Annotated in this window: 21 protein-coding genes; 9 read left to right on the forward strand and 12 right to left on the reverse strand. The window is 62.5% G+C overall.

Annotated features, from left to right (window positions below; translation table 11 throughout):
- Positions 1-304 precede the first annotated feature (304 nt).
- Both ACLIRY_RS13880 and ACLIRY_RS13885 read left to right on the forward strand, forming a co-directional pair.
- Positions 305-895 (forward strand): XRE family transcriptional regulator, encoded by a 591-nt coding sequence (locus tag ACLIRY_RS13880; protein ID WP_413205997.1) that lies wholly within the window; start codon positions 305-307, stop codon positions 893-895.
- A 378-nt stretch (positions 896-1,273) separates the two neighbouring features.
- Positions 1,274-1,567 carry a helix-turn-helix domain-containing protein gene (locus tag ACLIRY_RS13885; RefSeq protein WP_413205998.1) on the forward strand — a complete coding sequence of 98 codons (294 nt, stop codon included), beginning with the start codon at positions 1,274-1,276 and terminating at the stop codon, positions 1,565-1,567.
- 319 nt (positions 1,568-1,886) lie between these two features.
- On the opposite strand, the gene ACLIRY_RS13890 is transcribed toward ACLIRY_RS13885, so the two are convergent.
- On the reverse strand, positions 1,887-2,687 hold the full coding sequence (locus ACLIRY_RS13890; protein WP_413205999.1) for a hypothetical protein: 801 nt from the start codon (positions 2,685-2,687) through the stop codon (positions 1,887-1,889).
- 189 nt (positions 2,688-2,876) lie between these two features.
- On the opposite strand from ACLIRY_RS13890, the gene ACLIRY_RS13895 reads away from it, so the two are divergent.
- Together ACLIRY_RS13895 and ACLIRY_RS13900 are read left to right on the forward strand one after the other, a co-directional pair.
- Entirely contained in the window at positions 2,877-3,083 is a 207-nt protein-coding gene (locus ACLIRY_RS13895) for a DUF3126 family protein (RefSeq protein WP_413206000.1), read from the forward strand.
- A gap of 246 nt (positions 3,084-3,329) precedes the next feature.
- Positions 3,330-3,833, forward strand: a complete 504-nt coding sequence (locus tag ACLIRY_RS13900) for a YchJ family protein (protein WP_413206001.1) — start codon at positions 3,330-3,332, stop codon at positions 3,831-3,833.
- Between the two features lie 177 nt (positions 3,834-4,010).
- Here ACLIRY_RS13900 and ACLIRY_RS13905 read toward each other — a convergent pair whose 3' ends face one another.
- The 7 genes from ACLIRY_RS13905 to ACLIRY_RS13935 all read right to left on the reverse strand — a co-directional run bounded on the left by ACLIRY_RS13905 (position 4,011) and on the right by ACLIRY_RS13935 (position 11,382).
- The gene (locus ACLIRY_RS13905; protein WP_413206002.1) at positions 4,011-5,288 is read right to left on the reverse strand and encodes a TRAP transporter large permease; all 1,278 of its coding nucleotides are present in this window, start codon (positions 5,286-5,288) and stop codon (positions 4,011-4,013) included.
- On the reverse strand, positions 5,285-5,812 hold the full coding sequence (locus ACLIRY_RS13910; RefSeq protein ID WP_413206003.1) for a TRAP transporter small permease: 528 nt from the start codon (positions 5,810-5,812) through the stop codon (positions 5,285-5,287). The genes ACLIRY_RS13905 and ACLIRY_RS13910 overlap by 4 nt, the downstream gene beginning before the upstream one ends.
- A 273-nt stretch (positions 5,813-6,085) precedes the next feature.
- The gene (locus ACLIRY_RS13915; protein WP_413206004.1) at positions 6,086-7,081 is read right to left on the reverse strand and encodes a TRAP transporter substrate-binding protein; all 996 of its coding nucleotides are present in this window, start codon (positions 7,079-7,081) and stop codon (positions 6,086-6,088) included.
- Positions 7,082-7,183: 102 nt separating this feature from the next.
- Positions 7,184-8,839 (reverse strand): bifunctional 3-(3-hydroxy-phenyl)propionate/3-hydroxycinnamic acid hydroxylase, encoded by a 1,656-nt coding sequence (locus ACLIRY_RS13920; RefSeq protein WP_413206005.1) that lies wholly within the window; start codon positions 8,837-8,839, stop codon positions 7,184-7,186.
- Complete coding sequence (locus tag ACLIRY_RS13925; protein WP_413206006.1) at positions 8,836-9,642, reverse strand: IclR family transcriptional regulator; 807 nt, start codon at positions 9,640-9,642, stop codon at positions 8,836-8,838. The genes ACLIRY_RS13920 and ACLIRY_RS13925 overlap by 4 nt, the downstream gene beginning before the upstream one ends.
- An 8-nt stretch (positions 9,643-9,650) precedes the next feature.
- Positions 9,651-10,514, reverse strand: coding sequence for a fumarylacetoacetate hydrolase family protein (locus tag ACLIRY_RS13930; RefSeq protein WP_413206007.1), 864 nt, complete (start codon positions 10,512-10,514; stop codon positions 9,651-9,653).
- A gap of 28 nt (positions 10,515-10,542) precedes the next feature.
- Positions 10,543-11,382, reverse strand: coding sequence for a VOC family protein (locus ACLIRY_RS13935; protein ID WP_413206008.1), 840 nt, complete (start codon positions 11,380-11,382; stop codon positions 10,543-10,545).
- Between the two features lie 273 nt (positions 11,383-11,655).
- Here ACLIRY_RS13935 and budA point away from each other — a divergent pair, with 273 nt between their 5' ends.
- The 3 genes from budA (at position 11,656) to ACLIRY_RS13950 (ending at position 15,328) form a co-directional block, all read left to right on the forward strand.
- Positions 11,656-12,489 carry an acetolactate decarboxylase gene (gene budA, locus ACLIRY_RS13940; protein WP_413206009.1) on the forward strand — a complete coding sequence of 278 codons (834 nt, stop codon included), beginning with the start codon at positions 11,656-11,658 and terminating at the stop codon, positions 12,487-12,489.
- Between the two features lie 150 nt (positions 12,490-12,639).
- Positions 12,640-14,046 carry a threonine synthase gene (gene thrC / locus ACLIRY_RS13945; RefSeq protein ID WP_413206010.1) on the forward strand — a complete coding sequence of 469 codons (1,407 nt, stop codon included), beginning with the start codon at positions 12,640-12,642 and terminating at the stop codon, positions 14,044-14,046.
- 16 nt (positions 14,047-14,062) lie between these two features.
- A complete protein-coding gene (locus ACLIRY_RS13950; protein ID WP_413206011.1) occupies positions 14,063-15,328 on the forward strand; it encodes a M16 family metallopeptidase in 1,266 nt (421 codons plus the stop codon).
- A gap of 195 nt (positions 15,329-15,523) precedes the next feature.
- On the opposite strand, the gene ACLIRY_RS13955 is transcribed toward ACLIRY_RS13950, so the two are convergent.
- From ACLIRY_RS13955 to ACLIRY_RS13970, 4 genes are all read right to left on the reverse strand, one after another.
- Positions 15,524-18,988 carry a hypothetical protein gene (locus ACLIRY_RS13955; protein WP_413206012.1) on the reverse strand — a complete coding sequence of 1,155 codons (3,465 nt, stop codon included), beginning with the start codon at positions 18,986-18,988 and terminating at the stop codon, positions 15,524-15,526.
- 386 nt (positions 18,989-19,374) lie between these two features.
- Complete coding sequence (locus ACLIRY_RS13960; protein WP_413206013.1) at positions 19,375-19,815, reverse strand: polymer-forming cytoskeletal protein; 441 nt, start codon at positions 19,813-19,815, stop codon at positions 19,375-19,377.
- A gap of 550 nt (positions 19,816-20,365) precedes the next feature.
- A complete protein-coding gene (locus ACLIRY_RS13965) occupies positions 20,366-20,785 on the reverse strand; it encodes a polymer-forming cytoskeletal protein (RefSeq protein WP_413206014.1) in 420 nt (139 codons plus the stop codon).
- Positions 20,786-20,999: 214 nt separating this feature from the next.
- Positions 21,000-22,394, reverse strand: a complete 1,395-nt coding sequence (locus ACLIRY_RS13970) for an aspartate aminotransferase family protein (RefSeq protein ID WP_413206015.1) — start codon at positions 22,392-22,394, stop codon at positions 21,000-21,002.
- A 129-nt stretch (positions 22,395-22,523) separates the two neighbouring features.
- Between ACLIRY_RS13970 and ACLIRY_RS13975 the strand changes: the two genes are divergently transcribed.
- Together ACLIRY_RS13975 and ACLIRY_RS13980 are read left to right on the forward strand one after the other, a co-directional pair.
- A complete protein-coding gene (locus ACLIRY_RS13975; protein WP_413206016.1) occupies positions 22,524-24,233 on the forward strand; it encodes an ABC transporter permease in 1,710 nt (569 codons plus the stop codon).
- Positions 24,224-24,871: an ATP-binding cassette domain-containing protein gene (locus ACLIRY_RS13980; protein WP_413206017.1), complete on the forward strand. Its 648-nt coding sequence runs from the start codon at positions 24,224-24,226 to the stop codon at positions 24,869-24,871. The genes ACLIRY_RS13975 and ACLIRY_RS13980 overlap by 10 nt, the downstream gene beginning before the upstream one ends.
- Positions 24,872-24,887: the final 16 nt, after the last annotated feature.

The raw sequence follows: 24,887 nt of genomic DNA on the forward strand, positions 1-24,887 counted from the left end.
CATCCACGGCGGCCTCCCCTCTGACCTTACCGACCGCACCCCATTGCCGACGGCCCAGACCATGCCGATTCGTCATGCAGTCCTTGACCATTCTTCCCCCCAAATTCACTAAATCATGAAACCACAAAATGACAAACAAATACGATGCCGTTTGCACATTTTTTTCATTAACTCATCGATCAAAAAGTGTCAACTCTCTTTAGCTCAACCCCATCCGGCGCCACTTTCCCATTTCCCATGGCGTATCATCCCAACCTTGTTTTAATCGGTTGCCTTGAATGACAACTGGGCATATATTCCAATTATGGTCGAGATAGGAAAACGCATCGCCGCAGCGCGCAAAGATCAAGGGCTGTCCCAATACAGCTTGGCTAAACTGCTGGGCGTAAACCAGTCCACAATCGCCTATTACGAACGCGGACGGAATACGCCAAAGCCCTGGATTGTCGAGGATTTGGCGCGGATCCTCCATGTCTCCGCGCCCTTCCTGCTGTATGGGCGCGAACAATCGGATCCCCCCGTTCCCGTGGTCGGCAAGGTGGCTGCGGGCGGCCACGTCACCCTGAACCCCGACGACCCAATCGGCTATACGGACCTACCGCCCGGCGCTTCAAGTCGAACGGAAGCCTTGATGGTCGACGGGGATTCCATGTGGCCCGTCTATCGGGCGGGCGACTTGGTCTTCTTCAGCGAAGAAGACCTCTCCCGGTCACCGGAGGAACTCCATGGGCGGGAATGCGTGGTGCGCACCATGGAAGGCGCCTTGATGATCAAACTGGTCAAGCGCGGGCGGAATAAGTCCCTGTTTACACTGGCATCCTACAACGCTCCGGATATCGAGGACGTGGCCCTGGAAATGGCTGCACCCATCCGCTGGGTAAAAAGGGGCGGATGAGGCCCGACGCGGACCACCCTTTTCGTCCCCAGCGCGCAGGGGACACGACAGGGGATGTTTTCCCGTCACGGGGCTTTGCCCCGTCCCCCCTCTTTGGCGGCCGAGGCTGGGGCCGAAAGGCCCCAGACCCCAGGCCTTAAAAAATGAGGATTTGGGGGCATTGGCCCCCAAATGGGCTTGGGCTATCGCCCAAAAAAGACGAGACACTGTCGCGTACTCTGCCCATCGCGCTCAATCCGAAGTCTCGGTTCCTCTCAGCAGCGGCTCCCCTCAAAAAATAATGACTTTTTGTCATTGACCTCATGCCCCGTAATGGTGTTTCGTCATCGTCGTTGAATTCACTTTTTGTTTTCCCGACACATGATCACGGAGGTCCCCATGTCCCAGTCTCTCAACACCTCGCCGACCGTTATTGTCCACGGAACCGCCGCAGCACCCGCGTACCAGGACGTGTCCGGTCTGGAGGCATCGCAAATCGATGATATTCTGGACCACTTCCTGGACGGTGACAGCCTGACCCAGGATCAAGCCTTGGACCTGTATGGCTGCACCCGCTTGGCCGCCCGCGTTTGGGACCTGCGCCAATTGGGGCACCCCATCGAGAAGCGCATGGTCCGCGACGATCAACACCGCTTGGTCGCCGAGTATTATATCACCAGACCGGAGGGCTAGAGTGAAAAATGCGGGGCTTTGCCCCGCCCCCAACCGGGGCCTGAGGCCCCGGACCCCCATTCGTTTTTTTACCAATGGGATCAAAGGGTCCGTGGCCCTTTGCGGGTCTGGGCAGAGCCCAGAGACGGCGAAGCAGGGGTTCCGGATTTTCAAGGGCACAGAGTAAATATAGATTTTGGAGTGCCTTCGAGGCCAAGTTGGTCCGCAAATGCAGCCCAACTTGATCCAGATTCAACAGGTTGAGCATCGAGTGGACCGGAAAACCGATGCCCACTTTTCCGCTCGATGCTCTAATACCGATCACGACGGGGGTGTTCTGTCACAACGACGCCTCCCCCTCAAAGCCTTCACCTTGAGGAAAGTCCGCAGGCCGCAGAGGATGCAGCCCCTTTCCCACCAGGGCCTGGGAGAACCGGTCCAAGACCGGCCGTAAAGCGGAGGAGTCCCCGTCCTCCGCCACCCCCCCATGAAGCAGGGGACAGGCCTCCCCACCGTACAACCCCTTCAGGGGGGCCGCCCCCTCCGCTCGGATGGACAGGCGGCCATCCAACTCCGGCCCCATCAGCGAGGCCACAAGCAGGGGAGAGAGAATCATTTCTCCGGGATGGCCATGTTTACTCAGGCGGAACCCGCTATCGACATCCGGCCCCAAATATTCCCGATAGGGTTCCGTGGCCCCCGCCCCTCCCATGGAGATTTCCGGCACTTCGATTTCCACATTGGCCACCCCCAGGGGCGCCAACCAGGCGCAACCGCGCAGCCCCAAGCCCCAGCCCGCCCCTAAGCGACCGTGAAAATCCGCCGTCAGGTTGCCGAAGGCCTCCACCAGCATCAGGGCTTCCATTCGCGAGACTGGCTCACCAACAAACACCACCTCATCCCCAGCCACCCGCCAGACCGCCACGTCGGGGATTCTGTCCGCATCAAAAAACGCCTGGGCGAGTTTGCCCATGAAGACCAGGGGCAAATCGCGAAAAAAGCTGTTGAAGGGGGCAAGCCATGCCGCAGCCCCCCCCGACTCCCGCCCGACGCGCTCACTTTTATAGGCCGTCGCTCCCACGATATCGGCGGAGAGCATCAGGATGGCGCGGGCTTTGGCCTGATCTACACGGTTGGACATATCGATTTCATATCCATTTAAAGTCCTCTCCCCCTGGTCGAATGGGGGCGGGATGGAGTATAGCAGCCCACCAAGATCAAGGGGACAGGCTTCGAGCCGCCCCTCACCCGAAAATGGAACATCTCACCAGCGGGCGGCCCTCTCGTCCGTTTTTCGGAGAAAACCGAACCGGAAAGGAGCCTGACGGCCATGAAAATCGAGGAAATCCGCAGCGTCGAAGCCTATATGCGTCGCACCTTCAATAACGACGACATCACCATTGCCCCACCCCCCCGTAGCGGTGGCTCTTGCGAAGTGTCCATCTCCGGCGAGTTCATCGGCACCCTGAACCGGGACGAGGATGAGGGCGAAGTCTCCTACGCCTTCAACATGGTCATCCTCGACCTCGACCTCTAAGAGGAGGCGGAAAACCTGCTTCGCAGTTTCTGGGCCCCGCCCTGACCCGCAAAGGGTCACGGACCCTTTGATCCCATTGGTAAAAAAACGAATGGGGGTCCGGGGACTCAGGCCCCGGTGGGAGGCGGGGTACAAAAGAGTTTTTCCGCAGCCTGCAATACCAATCTGTGATGAGTTTGCCTCACCGCAGATTGGAAGCGGCCAAGTGGCCCCGCCCCTATCCACCCCATTACGGAGAGCCCCCCTTTGGCGCCCAAAGAGAACAGCTGCCCCTGCGGCTCCGGCAAAGACTACGCCGATTGCTGCAGCCCCTACCATGAAGGCCTGAGCCTGCCCCCGACGGCGGAAGCGACCATGCGGTCGCGCTACACCGCCTTTTCCATGGGCAAGGCGGACTACATCAAGGCGACCCTGGCCCCCGGCTTCGACGACGACTTCAATGACGAGGACTTCGCCGAATCCGCCAAACAGACCCAATGGCAGGGACTGGAGATCCGTGAACTAACCCAGGGCGGGCCGGATGATACGGAAGGCTGGGTGGAATTCGTCGCCCGTTTCCGTCTCCACGGCAAGCCCATGGTTCATCACGAAAAATCCCGCTTCGTCCGCGGCGGCGAGAGCAACCGATGGCTCTGTGCCGAATCGGAAATGAACCCCAAGCCCCCCCAACGGGTGGTCGCCAAGGTCGGGCGCAACGATCCCTGCCCCTGCGGATCAGGCAAGAAGTACAAAAAGTGTTGCGGCGCTTGACAGCTTGAGTGGGAAACCAGACCGTCGCCCCTCTCTTCAACAGGAGTGGGCCCCGGTCCGGTTGCCTCCTCCCATCCCTCGGGGAGGCCGAGACCATGGCCCTCTCCTGCCCCCCCCGAGGCCCCACGCCCGATCCGCGAGCGAGGTGATGCAGGTCCCCCCAATTGGGTTCGACGCCTACAAACCCAAGATCGCGGGCAGCCAGGTGGACAGGACGGGAAAGACGTTGATCACCACCAGACAGATCAGCATGGTCGCCAGAAACGGCAGAAGCGGCGGGAGGATCTGGCGCATTTTCAACCCCGTGGCCTCCATCGCCACGAACAGCCCCGGTCCCACGGGGGGCGTCACCAGACCCAACAGAGTGCTGATCGCTACGACCACTCCGAAATGGATGGGGTCGATCCCAAAGCGCTCCGCCACGGGCAACAAAATCGGCACAATAACGATCATCACCCCGATCCCGTCCAGGATCATGCCGAGAGCCAGGATCAGAAGGTTGACCAGAAGCAGGAACATGGCCGGGGATCCGGCCCAGGCCTCGATGGTTTCGGCCATGATATCGGGCACGGACTCAAAGGACAGAACCCAGCCGAAAACCGTGGCCAGACCGATCAGACTGACGATGAAGGCGGTGTTCATGCCGACCCCGAGCAATATTTCCGGCAAGTCCCGCAAACGGAAGGCCTTGTAGACGAACAACCCCAGGACCAGAGCCAGAACCGCCGCTGTCGCACCGGATTCCGTCGGCGTCGTCGCACCGGTGATCACGCCAAGGATGATCACGAGGGGGATCAAACTGGGCAAAAGGCCGCTCAGAAAGGCTTTGAAAGCAGAGCGTCCTTCAAGCCGCGCGCCCTGGTCAGCGTAGGGAGCAAACAAGCCAATGCCCCAGATGGTCAGAGCAAATCCCAGGGTCAACAGGAGTCCTGGCATAACACCCGCGATAAACAGGGCCGCCACGGATTGATAGGCCACGACCCCATAAATGATCATCAGCATGGACGGTGGAATGACCGGCCCCAGCATGCCTGCGGCGATGGTCAACGCGGTGGAAAATCCCGGCCGGTAGCCCCGCTCGTTCATGGCTGGCACGATCGTGCGACTCATGACCGCGATCTGGGCCGTGGCCGAACCGAGAATTGATGACGCGAAGGCATTGGTCAGCAGATTCACGTAAGCCAAGCCTCCATTGAACCGCCCGACAAACAGGTCGGCCATGCCGATAAGCCGGGTTGTGATCCCCCCCCGGTTCATCAGTTCCCCAACCAGCATGTACATGGGAATGGCCAGATAGCCGGATTTGTCCAGGGAGCCGTAGAGTTGCAAGGGCACGGTGTCGAACAGGGGCCAGACCCCGCTTTCGGCGATGAAGGCCACCGTGGACAGGGCCAGGATGAAGACGATGGGCATGCCCATCGCCATGAACAGGACGAACAGGATTGCCGTGATCATTCGGAGGCCACTCCCTCATGGCGGACGGGGGGCGCCTGACCGGTTCGCATCTCCAGGATATCCATCAGTAAGTGGACGGCCATGCAGGCGAATGCGGCGGGCACGGCGGCATAGGTGTACCACCGTGGCATATCCAGGGTGGCGGACATCTCGGAGCGCGTCGCGGGCAGGGCCAGCCAGTCCACACCAATCACCGTGAACAGGACCGCCAGCACAAACATGACCAGCAACAGGACCAGGGCAATGCCGTCCCGCGCCCGGCTAGGCAACAGCAGGACCAAGGCATCCACACCAACGAGCCGCCCTCCCCGGGTCAGGAGACTCAGGCCGAACAAGGTGGTGTAGGCCATCAAATGGGTCGCGGCCTCTTCCGCCCAGAACAGGGGCGCCCCCACCAGATAGCGCATCACCACCTGACTGATGAGAATAACGGTCATGGCGCCGGTACCAAGGATGACCACGAAGGTCTCCAGGCGCCAAAGTCCCCGGTCCAGGAGACGAAGTCCGGAAAGAGTGGTGGACATGGGAAGTCCTTCCAGAAAAAGGGAAAGGATCAGGGGACGGATGCCGCCGTCCCCTGGAACGGGAAGGGATGGACGCCCCACGGTACAGAACGGTGTCTCGTCTTTTTTGGGCGATAGCCCAATCCCCCTTTTTCTTTTACAAATAAGAACTTGGGGTCTGGGGCCTTTCGGCCAGCAATTGCTTGGGGTCTGGGGCCTTTCGGCCCCAGTGGGGGACGGGGCAAAGCCCCGTGACGGGAAAGCACCGACTGTCGTGTACCGTATGGACGCCCCCTACCGGGCCGCCAAGGCCTCGTCGTGAAAGCGAGCGATCAGCGGATTCAGGGCAACGTATTTCTCGGTCACACGAGCACCCACGGCCTTGAAGGCATCCAGGTCCGGCTCCGTAACCGTCACCCCATCGGCCTTGAGGGCCTCGAGATTGGCGTCTTCCTTGGCCAGTTGCGTGTCCAGGGCCCAGGTCTCGGTTTCCGCCGTCAAGGCGCGGATCCTGTCCTGATCTTCGGCGGACAGGCCGTCCCACCAGCTCTTGGAGGCGAGGATCAGACCGGGAAAGGCCATGTGGTCGGTCAAGGTCAGATAGGGGGCCTGTTTGTGGAGCTTCAGTCCGACAATGATATCCAGGTCCACGTCCACGGCATCAATCACCCCCGTTGTCAGGGCTTGGGCGATATCGGGCAGGGGCAGGGCCGTGGGGGCGGCACCCACCGCCAACCACCAGTCCTTGAAGATCTCATTGGGGAAGGCCCGGACCTTCTTGTTCACCAGATCCGCCGGGGCCGTCACCGGAAACGTGGACAGCAGGTGCCGTTGCCCTGGAAAAACATAGCCCAGGCCCACCACCCCTTCGTCGTCCAGGCGGGCCAGCATCTCCCGGGCGGCGGGGGTCTTGGCCGCCCGCCCCGCCTCGGCCAGGGTCGGAAAGGTATAGGGCAGGAACCACCCCAGGAAGGATTCCTCCCGCCTGGCCAGATCCCCCGCAGGCAGAATGGCCAGTTCCAGGGCTCCGGACTGGAGCAGGGAAATCATGGTGGGCGCATCCCCGAGGGTATTGCTGGGGTGGACCTTGGCCAAGTAGGCGCCGCCGCTGGTCTCCTTGAGGGCCGTGGCGAGATGTTCGCCCGCCTTTGTGAAAATATGAGGCGGCGGCGTGGGGGTTCCGATCTTCAGGCGTTCCGTCGCGGACGCCGGGGTGGGGGCAAGGGCCATGGGCGAGACGCCCAGGGTCAGGGCAACCGCCAGAATGGCGGCGCGGGTCTTGAGGAACATGACATCCTCCCAGTTCCAATTGTTTTTACTGTTTTGGCGAATAGGTCTTATTCGCACATGCGAATTCCAACGAGTCCCGAAAGGGACCCGTCGAACGGCTCCTCAACTCGCCCGGTCGAGAGCGGTCGGAAGATGGGGCGCGACAGCCCTGGTGGGGCCAGCGGTGGCGAACAGGCTCTCCATGAGCCCCACCAACTCGGCCGCCCGCTCCCGAGGGAGAGCGGCGACCACGTAGCGGTCCGGTCTCAGAACCAGCACCCACCCTTGATAGGTCTCGAGCGGGGCCATGCGCGCCATACCAGAGGCGTCGCGGAAGCAGGGAATGGGACACCGAGGCGGGTTGTAGCGCCAGGGCGTCAATCCGAAGGGTCGAAGACCCAGGGCAGCCAGGCGGTCCAGATCGACCGCCGCGAAAGCCCCGACCGGATCCGGGTCATAGGCGATGACGGTGAAGCCCTTCCCGATCACCTCGTCGAGGAGACGGCGCTCGCGGTCTGGATCCTCGACGATCGGTTGGGGAAACATGCGTCCCACCATGGTCTCCCGCGAGGGCCGCCCGTCCGGGTGAAGAAATCCACGCGGGAAGCGGGGTTGGGGCCGGTAGCGCATTTCCGCGATATATCGCTTGATGCCCGGATGCACCCCAAGCAATTGGAACCCCCATTGGACAAGGCGGGCCCGGACGCGGGATCGGGGCATCATGACCCGCCCCAGGGTCATGGCGAGTTCGATCATTTGCCAGGCGTGGGGTTTCCGCTCCACCTGATAGGTGTCCAGCAAACCGGGACCGATCCGACCGGACAGAACCTCGGCGATTTTCCAGCCAAAATTGACGGCGTCCCGAAGGCCGCTGTTCATCCCCTGTCCCGCGAAAGGCGGTGTCAGATGGGCCGCATCCCCCAAAAGATGGACCCGCCCCTGGCTCCAGTGGCTGGCTGTCCGGGCATGGAAGGTATAGCCCTGGACCCGCCGAACCGTGCAGTCCGTCTCGCCATGGCTCGCCAGCAAGGCACGCAGCCCCTCGGGGGCGCTCAACCGGGCTTCGTCGTCCTCGTCGAAAACCATCACTTCGAACCGGCGTGTTCCCCCTGGCCCGGGCAAGGAAATACAGGGCCGCCGAGGATCACAGTGAACCTGGGTATGGCGGAACCGGTTGGCCGTGCCAACGATATCAATGATCAGCCACCGCTCGGAAAAGGTGGAGCCCACCATCTCGGCATCAATGGCTTTGCGGATGGTGCTCCGGCCTCCGTCGCAGGCGGCCAGATAATCGGCCCGCAGGGAGACGTCCGTCCCATCAGGGCGTCGAACCGTCATGCGAACCCCCTCCCCGTCCTGGGTCAGGTCCAAGACCTCATGGCCGAACAGGGAGGTAACGGAGGGATGGCGCGCCAGGGTCTCCCGCAGGGTCGCTTCCAGCTCCGGCTGGTGAAAGGCGTTGCGCTTCTCGAAGCCATAGCGCTGATCCTGGGGTTCAACCCGGGCGAAACACACCCCGGTATCGGACAGATAGTGGGAGCCGTAGCCAGAGGCCATGCGGTCCAACACCTTGTCGACCACTCCGGCCAATTGCATGCCCCGCAGGGCCTCGTCATCAATGGAAACCGCCCGGGGTTCCTCGACGGTCGTTTGGTTCTTCTCTATGAGCAGGGTTTCAACCCCCAACTCGCCGCAGATATTCGCCAAGGTCAAGCCGGTCGGTCCGGCGCCGACGATAACCAGGGGCGCATGCCAGCCGGTCGTTCCCAATTCGGTCATGGTGGTCCTCCCTTTGTTTCACCCGCTTTGTCCTCCTTTCCCGTCAGGGTCCGGTCATGGTCTGCCAGGGCCGCCCCAAGAGCGCGAGCCTGATCCGCCACCAGATCCGCGAGGCGGTCGATGGAGGCCTGGGTGTTATCCTTTTCGTTCACAACAATGCTCAGACTACCGACAACGCCCTCTCCGCCGACAACCGCCGAGGCGATGCCCACCCGCCCCGGATCGATCTGCCCGTGACTGACGCAGACTTCGGCCTTGCGGATCGCCCGAAGGGTGGCCAGTGCGTCGTCCCAGGTCGCCCCCAGCCCCCCTTCGGCGAAGGCCTCGGCATTGGCCGCGTATAACCGCTTCAAGGCCCGGGTGGGCAGATAGGCGAGAACCGCCCGCGAGGTCGCCCCCCGGAACAGGGGCATGGTCAGACCCCTTTCGTAACTGACGGGGATGCGGGGTCCCGGTCCGTGCCTGCGGGCCACGCACATGACCCCGTCCCTGTAGCGGCGGCAGAGCAGCGCCACCGCCGATCCTCCGGCGGCCTCCACCAGGCGGGTCATGGGCTCCCCAGCCAAGGTCACCAAAGGGTCGCTAGTCCGGATTCGACGGTCCATCTCGATGAAGGCGGGACCCAGGCGATAGGCCCCTCCGGCCACAGGATCGATCATCTGGACCTTCCGCAGACTATTGAAATAGCGGTAGGCCGTTGGAATGGACACTCCGACCGCCTGGGCGGCGGCCTCCACGGTCCAAGTGGACTGGTCCTCGGTGAACAAACCGAGAATAGACAAAAGACGGTCGGAGCTGGTCATGGTCTACCTCACGGGGTCTCATCAGTGATGACGTTCCGTAGCAGACCTATCCCCGTTATTTCCACTTCCACCACATCACCCGGCGCCATCACGACCATGGGGTCGCGTTTGAACCCGACGCCGCCCGGTGTCCCCGTGGCGATCACATCGCCCGGCGCCAGGGGAGTAAAGGAGGAGACATAGGCGATGATCTCGGCGACCGGGAAGATCATGTCCCCCAGCACCGCGCTTTGCATGACCGCCCCGTTCAGTCGGGTTTCCAGCCGGGCCGAGGAGAAGTCGGGACTCTCATCGGGGGTCGCCAGCCAGGGGCCGAGGGGGCCGGTTTCCGGAAAGGTCTTTCCCGGTGTGAACTGATGGGTATGGCGTTGCCAGTCCCGCAAGGTCGCGTCGTTGAAGCAGGCATAGCCGAAGACATGGGACAGGGCGTCTTCCTCCCGGATATACCGTCCGCCGGTCCCAATGACGACGGCCAGTTCCCCCTCGTAATCCAGGACGGTGGATACCGAAGGACGGAGAATGGGTTGGTCGTGGCCGGTCAGACTATCGGCGAACCGGGTGAAAATGGCTGGATGATCGGCTTTATCCCGTCCCGTTTCCTTGCGGTGGTTCTCATAGTTCAGGCCGACGCAGAGGATCTTGCCCGGGTTTGGGATAACCGGGTCGAAGGAGACCTCCTCCACCGCAGCCAGCGTAGCCCCGGACGCCAAGGCCCGGTCCCGCGCCCCTTCCAGGGCGGACCTCCCCAGAGTCAGGGCCGTTTTCAGATCTGGTGCTTGATCACCCAACACGGCGCCCAGGTCGAGGAGGCAATCGGCGTGGAGCAGGCCATAAGTCGCCCGTCCACCGGTTCGATAGGTGGCGAATTTCATGAAAGATCCTTTGTCTTGATTGGGCTCTTCAGGAGCGCAGGAAGGCCTGTCCCCAGGTGTTCAAGGTCCGCTCGCTATGGGTCCAGACGCCCATGGGCTTATCGTCCGGGACGACGTCCAACTCGGCGGAAATCTCCACCCAATTGCCATCCGGGTCGTGGATCATGAAAAACAGGTTGTTGCCGGGTCCATGGCGCCCAGGCCCCCATTGCAGACGCACATGCTCGGCGGCCATGTGATCCCCCCAATCGCGGATGGCCATCCAATCCCCTGCTTCGTAGCAATGGTGATCCAGGCGACAGGAGGGAGCCTTAAACACCGCGAAGGAATGGTGCTCGCTGTCGCTCCGCAGGAAGACCGCCCGATCCCCCCCTTCTTCATCGACGACAGCATCAGACAACCGGAACCCGAGACCCTCCGTATAGAACGCTTGAATGGGCGCGATATCGGTTGTGGCGCAAACCACGTGCTGAATGCGGCCCGGCAAGTCGCTCCCCTCCAGGTCCTCCGCTTGACGAAGGCCGAAAACCATGCGGTTGCCGTCCGGGTCGGTCACCGAAAAGGCCTCCTCGCCAAACAGGGGCGAGGGCGAGGGCTCCAGGGAAATCCCCCGGCTCTCCACCTGACGCTTCAAGGCCTCCAACTCCTCGCGGACCGCGATCCCGAAGGCCGCGTAAGCCAGATGATGGCCAGTGCCCCGGGTGATCACCAACCGACGTTGAGGCCCCCTCAGGACAAAATCTCCGGTGCGTTGATCCGGCTCAACGGTCATCCGCAGGACCCGCCCATGGAATTCCGCCAGAGCCTCCGGCGCTTCCGACTTCAAAGCGATATGGTCCAATCGCGCTGTACGCAGGGTAACGCTCATTCTTGGGAGACCTCCAATGATTAATTATCTTATTTTGATAATTTTGATTTCAATAAAATCTTGAGTCAACACTTTTATCTCATTTTGATATTTCTGATCAAATCGGCGCCGTGACAGGTCCTATCAGATCGGTCTCGACTGCGGCGGCGAGCCACCAGACGGGCGGCCCTCCCGCCCCTACGGGTCCGGGTAAGAGGGACACATAGTGCTGCGGCGCTTGACGGTTTGAGTGAGAAGCCAGACTCTGACCCCTCCCCTGAACAGGAGTGCCCCATGTCCGGTTCCCCCCTTCCTGCCCTTGACCCGGCCCTGTTGGCCGAGCTGGAGACCACCGCCAGACGGCGCTGCGTCGATCCGTCCCAGGTCATCGCCCAGGCCCTGCGCGCTTGGCTCCGCCCCGATGGTCTCTGTGAAAGCGTCTTCCAGAACGCCCCCCTCACCGGATTGATGGAGGGAGTCTACCGGGCCAACACCACCCTTACGGACCTGCGCCGCCACGGGGATTTCGGTCTCGGCACCTTCAACGACCTGGATGGGGAGATGGTGCTGCTCGATGGTGACTTCTTCCAGCTCCGGGCCGATGGCAAGGCCTACCAGCCCCCACCCGAGACCCACACGCCCTTCGCCACCGTCACCCAGTTCACCCCCTTCGTCCGCGAGACCATCCCCGGCCCCTTGGACCACGCCAAGCTGATGGAGGTGCTCGCCCAGTTGCTCCCCTCGGAGAACAGCCTCTACGCCCTGCGGATAGATGGGGATTTCGACCATGTGCGGGTTCGCTCCGTCCCGCCCCAACCCGAAGGCCGACCCCTGGTGGAGGTCGCCCGGGAGCAACCGGTTTTCGACCGGGAACAGGTGAAAGGCACCCTGGCGGGTTTCTGGTACCCCCACTTCCTGGAAGGTGTAAACGTCCCGGGCTATCACCTTCATTTCCTGGCCGACGACCGCACCTGGGGCGGACACCTGCTGGCCTGTGGTGCCCGGGAGGTCACCATCGCCATCCAGCATGTGCCTCGGCTGACCATGGAACTGCCCATCACCCTGGACTTCATGACCGGTAGGTTTCGCAGCGATCTCGGCGCGGAAATCGCCGAAGCGGAGCGGTAGGGCGACGAAACGAACCCGCCCCCTTCACCCTATCCCTCGCCCATCCCCTGGCGCGCTGATCGGATGCGGAACAAGCACACCCTTGCCCCCATTCCTGCGGAGGTTTAGGGTCCGGAAAAGACCCCCTCCCCCGCGTTGGAGACCAATCGCGTGAGATATGTGAGCACCCGGGGCCGTGCCCCCGAACTGTCCTTCGACGACGTCCTACTGGCCGGCCTGGCCACCGATGGCGGGCTGTATATGCCCCAGCATTGGCCGAACTTCACCCATAACGACATCCGGGCCCTGCGCGGTCTGACCTACCAGGACCTCGCCGTCCAGGTGATGGGTCCCTTCGTCGCAGGCAGTCTCACCGATGACGAATTGACCGAAGTGGTGGAAACCGCCTATGCCGATTTCTCCCACCCGGCCATCGCGCCGTTGACCCAATTGGGCACCGACGACTGGATCATGGAGCTGTTCCACGGCCCCACCCTGGCCTTCAAGGACTATGCCCTGAAGGTTGTCGGCGGCCTGTTCGACGTTGTCCTGAAACGCAGCGGCAAGCGCATCACCGTGGTTGGCGCCACCAGCGGCGACACGGGCTCTGCGGCGATCGAGGCCTGCCGGGACCGGGACGCGGTCGACATCGTCATCCTGATGCCCAAGGGCCGGGTGTCCGAAGTCCAACGCCGCCAGATGACCACCGTCGCCAGCACCAATGTCCACGCCGTTGAAGTGGACGGGACCTTTGACGACTGTCAGGACTTGGTGAAGGCCCTGTTCAACGATGCCGCCTTCCGGGCGGAAGTGAACCTCTCTGCGGTCAATTCCATCAACTGGGCGCGGATCATGGCCCAGATCGTCTATTATTTCTGGGCCGCCCTGCGCCTTGGTTCTCCCGACCGCCCCATGAGCTTTGCCGTGCCCACGGGCAACTTTGGCAACGTGATGGCCGGGTATTGTGCCAAGAAGATGGGCCTCCCCATTGACCGGCTGGTGGTGGGATCGAACAGCAACGACATCCTCACCCGCTTCCTGGAGTCCGGCACCATGGAGAAGAAGGGTGTGACCCAGACCCACAGCCCCTCCATGGACATCCAAATCTCCAGCAACTTCGAGCGCCTGTTGTTCGAGAAGCTGGGCCGCGACGGTGCAGAAGTGGAGCGCCTGATGAACCGCTTCGCCCAAAGCGGGTCCTATGACGTTCCCTCAGATCTGTTGAACGAGATCCTGGGTCTGTTCCGAGGCTTCAGCCTGGACGACGCAGGAACAGAACAGATGATGGCGGAAATTTACCGCACCACGGGTTTGGTACTCGACCCCCACAGCGCGATTGGCGTCGCTGCGGCAGAGGAAGCCGGACACCGCGACCAGGGGACGCCTATGGTATCCTTGGCCACTGCCCATCCGGCCAAATTCGGCGCGGTGGTGGAAAAGGCCACGGGCGTCACCCCAGCCCTGCCACCCCATCTCGCCGACCTGATGACGCGGCCAGAGCGCTCCGTCTCCGTTGCCAACGACCTGGAGGCCGTCAAGGCCTTGGTTCGGGAACGCTCCCGCGTCGTGGGAGCCTGACAGTATGAGTGAAAGCATGAGTGATTCCATCCGGCTGACCACCCTGCCCGGTGGCCTGACCATTGCCACGGACAGCGTCCCCACGGTCGAGACCCTGACCCTTGGAGCCTGGATCAGCTCCGGCTCCCGTCATGAGACCAAGGCGCTGAACGGCGTCTCCCACCTGCTGGAACACATGGCCTTCAAGGGCACACGCAAGCGCTCCGCCCGCCAGATAGCCGAAGAGATCGAGGCCGTCGGCGGCCACCTGAACGCCTATACCAGTCGGGAAAACACCGCCTATTACGCCCGTGTGCTAAAGGACGACGGAGCCATTGCGGTCGACATCCTGGGCGACATCCTGCTGAACTCCACCTTCGATACCACCGAGTTGAACCGGGAGCGCGAAGTGGTGGTGCAGGAGATCTCTCAGGCCATTGACACCCCGGACGACATCATCTTCGACCACTTCCAGGAAACCGCCTTCCCCGACCAACCCCTCGGGCGTCCGGTGCTGGGGACCGAAACCGTGGTCCGCGGCCTGAATCGCGAGGCCGTGGACGGCTACCTGCGAGCCAACTACGCGCCGGAACGCACGGTCATCGCCGCAGCGGGCAAGGTCGATCACGACAACTTCGTGGACATGGTCGCAGGCCAATTCGCGGGCCTGCCCGGCAAAGGCAAGGCTGTCGAGGAACCGGGCCGCTACCGGGGTGGCTCCTATCGCGAAAGCCGCGACCTGGAGCAGGTCCACGTCCTGGTCGGCTTCGAAGGGATCTCCCACGCCGACGATGACTATTATGCGTCGAACGTGCTCTCGACCCTGCATGGGGGCGGCATGTCCTCGCGCCTGTTTCAGGAGATCCGCGAGAACCGGGGTCTCGCCTATTCGGTCTACAGCTTCGCCTCAAGCTACCAGGACACCGGCCTGTATGCCGTCTACGCTGGTTGTGGCGAGAAGGAAGTGGCCGAGCTGATCCCAGTGCTCTGCCATGAAACGGTCAGCCTTGCCGACAACCTGACCGAGGAAGAGGTCGCCAGGGCCAAAGCCCAGCTCAAGTCGAGCATCCTGATGTCGCTGGAGAGCACCTCCTCGCGCTGCGAGAACCTGGCCCGCCAGCTCCAGGTCTATGGCCGCGTCATCCCCACCGAGGAAGTGGTGGCCAAGCTGGACGCCGTGAGCATCGAGCAGGTGGCCGCCTGCGCCCGCCGTCTGTTCTCGGGCGTCCCCACCATCGCCGTGATCGGCCCCCTCGACCACGTCGAGGACCACGACAAAATCGTCGAGCGCCTGCGGGGGTAGAGGGGACCCAAAGGGGGAAATTTGCCGCTCTGCGGCAAGCGGGCTCCCGCCCACACCCGGCTGGAGGCGATGCCTCCAGTCCTCCTTTTTTTCACCCTAGCCCGAGGGTCCGGGAGGCCCCGGGCCTCCCGGTCAGGGGTGCGGGGGCGGAAGCCCCTGCCCGTTTTGCCCCGTCTCCGAACGCCAACGCGCTCCCTAATCCAGCCGCCCCATGGCCTTGGCAAGCACCATATAGACCTTGCCCAGGTCCGACCCCACGAACAGTGCGGTGAGCACATCGGCCCTGGGGCTCTTGCTGGTACTGTCGAGCAAGCTTTCGTATTCGTTCACATAGCTCTGCACATAGTCCCGGAAGCCCTTGTCCTTGGCACAGGCCTTCTGGATGGCGTCGGCGTGGACCGGCGTAATGCTGCGGGCCAGGTGGCGCAGGAAGACGCCCTGGTCCCCCTTGTGGTAGCGCCGCCACATGTCCTCTTCCTTTGAAGGGGCGAAGATGCGGCTGATGTCCACAGCCAAGCTTTCCAACTTCTCGATGACGAAGGTCGACGCGTTGAGGAACCGTTCGATATCCTGGTGATCTTCCCGGTTCTCCAGATCCCGCAGGCGCTGTTCGGCCTCCTTCGAGGCCTGGGAGAGCATCTCCACCAGCTTGCCATAGTCCGCCGAGGCCGCCTTGGCGTCGCCCACCAAATGCTCGCCCGCGCCCACAAGGGCCTTTGTGTCCGCCTGCAGGGTGGCAATGGCCTCGCGGAAGGGACCCAGGGTGTTTTCCGCGGCCCGTCTGCCAGTCTCTTCCAAGGTCTTGGCGTCCTCCTTGAGGGTGGAGATGGCGATCCGGAACGGACCCAGAGTGTTCTCCGCCGCCCGCTTGCCCCGGTCCTCCAGGACCTGGGCTTCTTTCTCGATGGTGGCCATGGCATTGCGGAAGGGAACCAGGGTGTTTTGCGCCGCCCGCTGCCCCGCATCTTCCAGAACCTTGGCTTCTTCCTCCAGGGTATAGATCGCCTCCCGGAAGGGCGTCAAAAGCGCCGTCGACGCCAAAAGCCCCGAATTTCCCAGGGATTCCGTCTCGCGCCGCAGGTCTTCCAGCGCCTCTCGATAGGGGGTCAGGGCCGTCTGGGACGCTGATTCGGCCGCGGACCCCAATTGCTCCGTCTCCCAACGCAGGGCCGCAAGCGCTGTCCGATAGGGCTCCAGGCCCGACTGGGACGCCGTCTCGGCCACATTGCCCAGATTCTCGATGTCCGCACGGACAGTTGCAATAGCAGTCCGATGGGACTCCAAGGCCGACAGAGACGCCGTTTCAGCCTCCTTGCCCAGGTGATCCATTTCCCAACGCAGGGCCGCAAGCGCCGCCCGGTAGGGCTCCACGACCGCTCGAGACGTTGTCTCGGCCACTGCTCCCAGGTTTTCGGTCTCCCACCGCAGGGTCTCCAGCGCGGTCCGGTAGGGGTCCAAGGCCGCTTGGGAGGCTGTCCCGGCCAACAGGCCCAATTGTTCCGTTTCCTTTCGCAGGGTCATCAGGGCTTCGCGGATGGGGGCGAAGGCCGTTTCAGCCCCCGTGCTCACTTCCCCCACCTCCCGGCGGAACTCGGCTGCGGTGGCCCGAACCATGCCGGTCAGACGCTCGGCGTTGGTCGCCGTCTCGCTCACCGCTCCACCAAGGCGATCACTCGCCTGCGTGACAAGGGCCGCACCCCGGGCCGTACTGTCCTCGAAGGCGGCCCCCGCCACACTCAGAGCTTGGGACAGATCGGAGACCCGCTTGGCCGCCGCCCCCGCCAATCCCTGCATTTCCTGGGATTGGTTGCGCAGCGCATCGAGCACATCATCCAGGTTGGTTTGCCCTTGACCCAGGGAGTCCCTCAAGGCCTGCGCCTCTTTGGAGAAGCGGTCCGCAGCGCCCGTGATGGCCCGTTCCACGACCTCTCCGGCTTCCCGGACCACGGCGGCACGGCCATGTATGGCCTCCTCCGCCTCTGTAATAGAGGACTTGGTCGTCTTCGCCGCTTCTTTGACCAGCGCCGCCTGTTCCTTGAGCAGAAGCCCGGCCCCCCGCAGCGTGTCCATCGTCCCCTTGCCGGCCTGGGTCAGACCCACGGCATTCTGCCGCAGATTGCTTGTCGCACCCTCCAGCTCCACGGAGATCTTGGTCGCGGCATGGGTGATCTCGGTGGCATTTTCCTTGACCAGCCCGGACACTTCCTTGATCGCGGCCACCGCCCCTTCCGCCGTCTGGTTCATATCCCGGGCCTGTTTGGCCATGGCGGCCGCAGCCAAATCGATCTGCCCCTTGATGGACCCCACCACCACGGTCAATTCGTCGGTCTGCCCTTTCAGGCCAACACGAATGCTTTCAGTCTGCTCTGCCGTCTTGGCGCTCAACCGCTCCAGGGATTGGGCATGACCATGAACCGCCTCGGCGGCATCTTCGCTCTTTTCCCGGGTCTTGCCCACAGCCAGCCCCAGGGCCTGGATGGCTTCCAAGGTATGACTGCTGGCATCGGCCATGCTCTTACTCGCATGGTCCGCCGCGCTCACCAGATCCTTGGCCCGTTCGCCGAAAGCGTCGGTGCTATCGTCCAGACGGCCGAGCACCTCCTCCACGGTTTGGCTAAGTTCCTCGGACCGGCGCGCAAGAATCCCTTCCACGGCCTTCAAGCGGGCCAGGATATCGTCTCCGGTTTCGGTGAAGTTTTGATTTTGGGTGGTCAGGCTTTCGTCGACCAGACGGATCCGACTCAGAATGGTCTCCGTCACCGTTTCCAGGCTCGTAGACTGCTTGCCCATCATATCTGCGATCCGGGCGGCTTCCCCACTGAAGCGCTCCCCAGCCTCGTTCAGTGACTGATTTTGGGAATCGTAGAGTCCTCCCAAATCTTTCGCCCGCTTATCCAGGGTGTTGGCCATCCCCTTACTGGTGTCCAACATGGTCTCGATATTGTGCGACAGATTGCCCAGGGCCCTGGTCTGTTCACTCACGCGGACCGTCAGGGCTTCAACCTGCTCCAGGTCTTCGCCCAAACTGGAGCGGAATCCCTCGACCTCGGCCAAGGCTTTGCGGGTGGCGGTGCCGAATTGATTGCCCAATTCATCCAAGATGGCCGCCATGGTCTTCGCCTGGGTCTGGGCCTTGTCATGGGTGGCATTCAACGCCTCAATACGGCGGCTCAGGGCACTGACCGTTTCGGTTGCCCGGGTCCCCATACGACCGGCGGCCATGTCCAGGGCCTCAGTCTCCCGTTTCATGGCCTCGCGCATTTCTGTGCCTCGGGCAATGGTGTTCGCCGTCGCATCGTTCAAGGCCCGAGCTTGGGCGACCAGGGCCTGGGTGATCTGTCCAACACGGTCGACGGAGGTCTCTCCTGGATAGGCGATCTGCTCCAGGTAGCTTTGCAGAAGTTCCGTTTCGGCCCGAAACTGGGCGCCCCGATCATGGAATGCCACTGCCAACCAGATAAGCAATACGGGGACCAGGGCGCCGGACAGCAACCCCCCGACTTCCAGGGGTTGGTAGAGGAGGATGTTGTCCCACCCCACATTGATCCAGATGTAGAAGACGAAAAGCCCCAGCCAGACCAGGGTTGTGGCCACAGCCAAGCCGGTCACCCAGGCCCCCTGGCGGCGCTTCTGCCGAGCACGCCGGGTCGCGTCGGCCATACGATTGCTTGACCGTCGAGCGGCCGCAGATAGCGCTGCTCCGGAAGCCTCCTCCCCCACCTGAGAAGAGGAAGCAGCCCGCGAGGAGCTGGCCTGTGGAGATGGCTTTGTCGTCGACGGGGAATCGCTCATGGAGGCGGTACACGATTATCCGGCGGAGACCCCCCGTAGGGGGTCGGTGAATGACTAGAGCGGATTCCGAAAACACGGTTTTCGAAGCCAAGAACAAGCGAACCGCTCAAATGATCGACATCTAGGCCGGAACTCGGAAGGCAAAACCATTCCGTCGGGACCGCACCCGACGAATCCTAGCCCTTTTTCCAAGGGGAGAAAAGCACGCCCTTATCATTTCAAGGCACAACAGATCGGAATCCCCAGAAAGCCCCTTACTCCGCTGGAAGCGGTTGGGTCAGACTGGACAGCGTCTCGAGCCCCTTATCGCTTTGCCGGACCATCCCACGGGCACGGGAGGCATCCAGGTGACCCCGCGAGGCATCCAGGTGATTTGATCCCCGGCAGGTGATGCGGGCCGTCACCGAAGCATCTCCCTTGACACCCATCAACTCCACATGAGCTTCACCGTTCAGGCTGGATCCAGCTTCCAAATTCAATCGACACACAGTGACGGAGCCATCAATTGCTCCCCCCTTGGTGATCGACAGGCTTTTGCAATCCACCTCCCCTTCCACGCGTCCGGCCACAAAAACTTCTGCGCCGCTGGAGAGGCGACCACGGATCACAAGATCCGGAGCAATGAACGAAGGGCCAGCTTCCTGCGTGTCAGGTTTCTGGGAATAAGTCTGTAGTCCTGGGGTCGCATGGTTCATAAATATCCCGCCTTCGAAAAAGTCAGCCTCGCGCTCTACTACCGCTTATACAGCGCGAGTGCCCGAACAAGACAAGGAGTAGTCTTTCTCCAGTGCCGTGGCCACTTTTTTTCATCCAGTTCGTCATTTGGCGACGACCTTGCGCCACTTTGCTCTGCACAAACTAGCTCTGCAATAACTATATGTGCTCCAGCTTAGAGAAGATAGGCCGATTTTACCGAGAAGGAACATTCCGTAGCATCAAAGGATACCCCAAAGGCCTCCAACCGCTTGCATCTAAAGCGATATCAAGAACTTGAGCAATTTTCTTAAAATTTTAAGACTGCCCTATCGTTGTTTCTCCTTCCAGGAGAGTTCTCGCTCGGACACAGGTAAAAAGATACCTGGCTATCAGACCGGTATGAAAATAAATTTTGCCGAGTCTCCATCATGAATCGTAGATGACTTCGCTCGCCGCCTGAGAGCCTCCCCAGTCACCTTTCCCCTGCCCCCCTCCCGACAATTTCCCCATGAAGGATCCGCCGGAAGGGAGAGAACAGAGGTCCCAGCGCTATTCCGCAGGGACCAGCCCAACTGCACCTGCGGCAAGACCATGGGTTGGGTTGGATGTCTGCACGAAGCCTCTGACCGCTTCCACTCCCTGCCGAGCCCGGCAGACAACACGTCCCGTCAATGACGCATCCCCCTTCACGCCGATGCTGTCAGCTTCGACCGCACCCGATAGCCGAGCCCCTGACTCGAGACGCACGGCAGATGCCCGGACCGCCCCGGTTACCATCCCTTCGCTGGTCAAGGTCAGGATGGCGCACTCCACATCCCCTTCAACACGCCCGGAAATATAAAGGGGGGACTGGCTGACCACATGGCCACAAACCACGAGATCCGGCCCAAAATAGGACGGCTGTGCGCTTTCGGCTAAACCCGCGTTCCCTTGAGACTCATTCTTTGTCTCTATGTTTCTATTTTTCATCGGCACCCACCCTCTCAATGAACATCGTCCCCTCCCGCAAAACGGGGAGAGAAAAAACTTGGCTCCGCGCCATTCTGCGCCCGAATATAGACCAAATACTTACGGATATATCACCACATACGGACATACCACCAACGGCGGAAGACTGAACCAAGATTTAAGCAACTTACTCATCCGGTAGAAACCGTGAAACCATTATTTGGATATCAGCACGTCACAAAGGTGTCGTCTTAAGCGCGTCTTCGATAATATCCAACGCTTTATCAAGATCTTCCAACGTCGTGATCAAGGGAGGGGTTAGGGTGATTATATTTCCCATGGTCGTTTTAAATGACAGCCCATTGTCTAGGCATCGGTAGAGCATCCTCTCTGCAAGGAGAGGATCGGGAGCACGAGTCTCTGGATCGGACACCATTTCAATTCCCAACAGCAGACCTCGCCCCCGAACATCGCCGATTCTCGGATCCCGCTCCTTCATGGCCCGCAAGCGCTCAAGCGCATGGGCTCCCAACCTTCGGGCATTTTCCACCAAACCTTCGTCATCGATAATGGAGAGGGTGGTCAGCGCCGCCCGGGCCATGAGGGGGTTCTTTTCATGGGTGAAGTGCCCCAAGGCGAGGGGGCGGGCGGCTTCGTTCAAGCCTTCCCGCGCGATCAGAGCCGCTGCGGGCAGCATTCCGCCACCCAAGGCCTTGCCCAGAACCACCATGTCGGGAACCACCCCTTCTGCCGCACAGGCAAAGAAGGACCCGGTCTTGCCCAAACCACTGGGGATCTCGTCCAGGATCAACAGGGCGCCCATGTCATCGCAGGCTTGACGCACTGCGGCCCAGAAACCAGGGGGAGGCGTATAGGGGACCACCCGCACCGTCTCTGCAATGACAGCAGCCACATCTCCCTCCTTTTCGAGGACATAGCGGACCATATTGGCGCAGGTCAGCTTGCAGACTTCCAGGTCCGGGAGTCCATCGCGCGCAGCATAGCCGTAGGCACAGCGATAGCAGGAGAAGGGCGCCACATGCTCCGTCCCGGGCAGAAGGGGGCCAAGCCCCCCAGAGCGGAACAGGGCCTCCCCTCCCACGGAACTGGGGCCGAGACCCGCCCCGTGGAAGGCATCCCAGAAGCTGACGGTTTTAAACCGTCCGGTGGCGACCCGGGCGAGCTTCAGGGCCATGTCCACCGCGTCGCTGCCACTGGGGGCCAACAACACCCGGGACAGATCCCCCGGCGCACGCGCCACCAGGGTTTCGGCCAGTTCCACGGCGGGATCATTGGTGAACCGTCTGGGGGCAAAGGGCAGATCGGACATCTGGGCGATCAGCGCCGCCTTCAAACGGGGATGCCCATAGCCAATATGATGGACATTGTTTCCGTGAAAATCCATGTACCGACGACCAGAGGTATCTTCCAGCCAAATACCTTCCGCTCCTTTCAAAGCATTCAGGCAGGGGGTTGACACGGACTGGTGGAGAAAAACCCGCGAATCCCGATCCAGCAGGTCTCGCGTCTCTTCATGGCGGTTCGTCGCCATCCAGGCGGCGCGGCGGTCCGTATCGTTGGTATCACTCTCGGAAGGGGCGACAATCTGGGGGCGGCGCGTCTCGGTCACGGGGAAACCTCACGAACTTGTGTCTGGAGAAGGGGCGGCTCGCCCCGGGAGATCATGCTATCATCCCTGACCCCGGTCCATCGCCGCCGGGTTTTCCACGTCCCTGGCTTCCCTTGAGGTCGCACGCCCTTGTTCCGTCCCAAGCTGCCTCCCTTCCCCCGCCTGATCCCACCCTTGACCCAGGCCCTCTTCCTCACCCCGGTGGCTGCGGGCCTTCTCGGAACCCTCCTGCCCTCGCTGGGGTGGATGCCGGTGATTGGCGCAAGCGAGTGGAGTTTTGAACCCTGGCGCCATCTCTTCGCCCTGCCGGGACTGGAGCAGGCCATAGCGACTTCGCTCGCCGTGGGGTTCCTGTCCACGGCCTTGGCCCTGGCCCTGGTCCTGGGAGTGCTCGCCCTGGCCCGGGAAAGCGCTTGGTTTACGGTCGCCCGACACACGATGGCCCCCCTGTTGGCGATGCCCCATGCCGCAGTGGCGCTGGGCATCGCCTTTTTCCTCGCCCCCTCGGGCTGGCTGGCGCGCATGATCTCCCCCTGGGTCACGGGCTGGACCCAGCCGCCGGACTGGCCCACCATCCAGGATCCTTGGGGACTGGCCATGGTCGCAGCCTTAGTGGTCAAGGAAAGCGCCTTCCTGTTGCTCATGGCCCTCGCCGCAGAAGGCCCCCTGGACCCACCCCGAACCACCGCCCTGGCCCGGAGTTTGGGCCATGCGCCAGGGGAAGCCTGGACCCGGACCATCCTGCCCCGTCTCTATCCCCGGCTGCGTCTGCCAGTCTATGCCGTGCTCGCCTATGGCCTCTCGACGGTGGAGGTCGCCCTGGTCCTTGGCCCCACCACGCCTCCGCCCCTCTCCGTTCTCATCACCCGCGAGTTCCTGGATCCGGACCTGTCCCGACGCCTGCCAGCGGCGGCGGGGGCCTTGCTTCAGCTTGCTTTGGTCGCAGGGGGAATCGGCCTGTGGGCCGGAGCGGAGCGGATCCTCGCCCGGCTCGCGCGGCCCTGGTTGTCAGCCGGTCCCCGGGGTCGGGACTCAGCGCTTCTCCAGCTCCTGGCGCGCCTGGGTCCTGCCCTTGTTCTCCTGCTTGGGGTGGGGGCACTGACCGGTATGATCCTCTGGTCCCTGACCAGCCAATGGCGCTGGCCAGACGCCCTGCCCCAGGGTCTGACCCTGGCCACATGGAGCCGTCAGGAGGAGGCCCTTTCCTGGCCCCTGACCAACACGCTGAGCTTGGGGCTCGCCGTGGCCCTCGTCGCTCTGCTCCTCTCCCTTGGGTGCCTGGAGGCGGAGCGGCGCACCGGCCGACGTCCTGGTCCCGTCGCCGATTGGCTGGTCTACGCCCCCCTCCTGATTCCCCAGGTGGGGTTCCTTTTTGGCGTACAGGTGCTGTTGCTGTCCGTGCGACTGGACGGCACCTGGATCGGCGTGGCCTGGAGCCACCTGCTGTTCGTCCTGCCCTATGTCTTCCTCGCCCTCGCTGGCCCCTATCGGCGCTTGGACCCCCGTCACGCCACAGTCGCCGCCTGTTTGGGGGTCGGCCCCTTCCGGGTGTTCAGCCGGGTCATCCTCCCCTTGCTGCTCCGCCCGATCCTGGCAGCGGTGGCTGTGGGGTTCGCCGTTGGGATCGGGCTTTACCTACCCACCGTGCTGGTAGGCGCGGGCCATTGGCCGACCTTGACGACCGAAGCCGTGGCCCTGGCCAGCGGCGCCAACCGGCGCATCATCGGCGTGTACGCCGTTCTTCAGGCAGCCTTGCCCCTGGCCGCCTTCGCCCTGGCCGTCGCATTGCCCGCCTGGATCCATAGAAACCGTGCGGGCATGGGGGACACATGGCGTTGATCCTGGACGACGTCGCGGTTCTGTTGGCCGACCGCCCCCTCTTCGCCCCCCTTTCCCTCTGCGTGGAGGCGGGCGCGGTGGTGACCCTGATGGGACCAAGCGGCGTGGGCAAATCCACCCTATTGGCCCTGCTGACCGGCACCCTGAACCGGGCGTTCACCGCCCAGGGACGGGTGACCCTCGGGGGGCAGGACCTGGCGGGCCTTCCTCCCGAACGCCGGGGGATCGGCATGCTGTTCCAGGACGACCTTCTGTTTCCCCACCTGAATCTGGCCGAAAACCTGGCCTTCGGTCTCCCCCGGGGCGAGCCCAGAGCCACCCGCCGAACCCAAGTGGAAACAGCCCTGGAGGAGGCCGGCCTGGCAGGTATGGGGTTACGGGATCCGGCCACCTTGTCGGGAGGCCAACGGGCCCGGGCCGCGTTGATGCGCGTCCTTCTGTCCCGGCCCCGTGCGGTGCTGCTGGACGAACCCTTCTCAAAGCTGGACGCCGGAGCAAGGGCGCGGATCCGCGCCTTTGTCCTGAAGCATGTCCTGGCCCGGGGCCTGCCCACCCTTCTGGTCACCCACGATGCAGAGGATGCCCATGGACGGGTCGTAACCCTGGACAGCCCAAGCATCAGCGATGGCGAACATTAGAAATCCGCAAGATTCG

This window comes from Rhodospirillum sp. A1_3_36 (assembly GCF_047263945.1).
Lineage (GTDB): Bacteria > Pseudomonadota > Alphaproteobacteria > Rhodospirillales > Rhodospirillaceae > Rhodospirillum.

Excerpts from the sequence above, each read along its gene's own strand:
- ACLIRY_RS13965 (WP_413206014.1), bottom strand. The coding sequence starts at position 20,785 with ATGAAAAATAGAAACATAGAGACAAAGAATGAGTCTCAAGGGAACGCG.
- ACLIRY_RS13895 (WP_413206000.1), top strand. The coding sequence starts at position 2,877 with ATGAAAATCGAGGAAATCCGCAGCGTCGAAGCCTATATGCGTCGCACC.
- ACLIRY_RS13885 (WP_413205998.1), top strand. The coding sequence starts at position 1,274 with ATGTCCCAGTCTCTCAACACCTCGCCGACCGTTATTGTCCACGGAACC.
- ACLIRY_RS13930 (WP_413206007.1), bottom strand. The coding sequence starts at position 10,514 with ATGAAATTCGCCACCTATCGAACCGGTGGACGGGCGACTTATGGCCTG.
- ACLIRY_RS13960 (WP_413206013.1), bottom strand. The coding sequence starts at position 19,815 with ATGAACCATGCGACCCCAGGACTACAGACTTATTCCCAGAAACCTGAC.
- ACLIRY_RS13915 (WP_413206004.1), bottom strand. The coding sequence starts at position 7,081 with ATGTTCCTCAAGACCCGCGCCGCCATTCTGGCGGTTGCCCTGACCCTG.
- ACLIRY_RS13910 (WP_413206003.1), bottom strand. The coding sequence starts at position 5,812 with ATGTCCACCACTCTTTCCGGACTTCGTCTCCTGGACCGGGGACTTTGG.
- ACLIRY_RS13920 (WP_413206005.1), bottom strand. The coding sequence starts at position 8,839 with ATGACCGAATTGGGAACGACCGGCTGGCATGCGCCCCTGGTTATCGTC.
- ACLIRY_RS13980 (WP_413206017.1), top strand. The coding sequence starts at position 24,224 with ATGGCGTTGATCCTGGACGACGTCGCGGTTCTGTTGGCCGACCGCCCC.
- ACLIRY_RS13950 (WP_413206011.1), top strand. The coding sequence starts at position 14,063 with ATGAGTGATTCCATCCGGCTGACCACCCTGCCCGGTGGCCTGACCATT.
- budA (WP_413206009.1), top strand. The coding sequence starts at position 11,656 with ATGTCCGGTTCCCCCCTTCCTGCCCTTGACCCGGCCCTGTTGGCCGAG.
- ACLIRY_RS13925 (WP_413206006.1), bottom strand. The coding sequence starts at position 9,642 with ATGACCAGCTCCGACCGTCTTTTGTCTATTCTCGGTTTGTTCACCGAG.
- ACLIRY_RS13935 (WP_413206008.1), bottom strand. The coding sequence starts at position 11,382 with ATGAGCGTTACCCTGCGTACAGCGCGATTGGACCATATCGCTTTGAAG.
- ACLIRY_RS13905 (WP_413206002.1), bottom strand. The coding sequence starts at position 5,288 with ATGATCACGGCAATCCTGTTCGTCCTGTTCATGGCGATGGGCATGCCC.
- ACLIRY_RS13890 (WP_413205999.1), bottom strand. The coding sequence starts at position 2,687 with ATGTCCAACCGTGTAGATCAGGCCAAAGCCCGCGCCATCCTGATGCTC.
- ACLIRY_RS13955 (WP_413206012.1), bottom strand. The coding sequence starts at position 18,988 with ATGGCCGACGCGACCCGGCGTGCTCGGCAGAAGCGCCGCCAGGGGGCC.
- ACLIRY_RS13880 (WP_413205997.1), top strand. The coding sequence starts at position 305 with ATGGTCGAGATAGGAAAACGCATCGCCGCAGCGCGCAAAGATCAAGGG.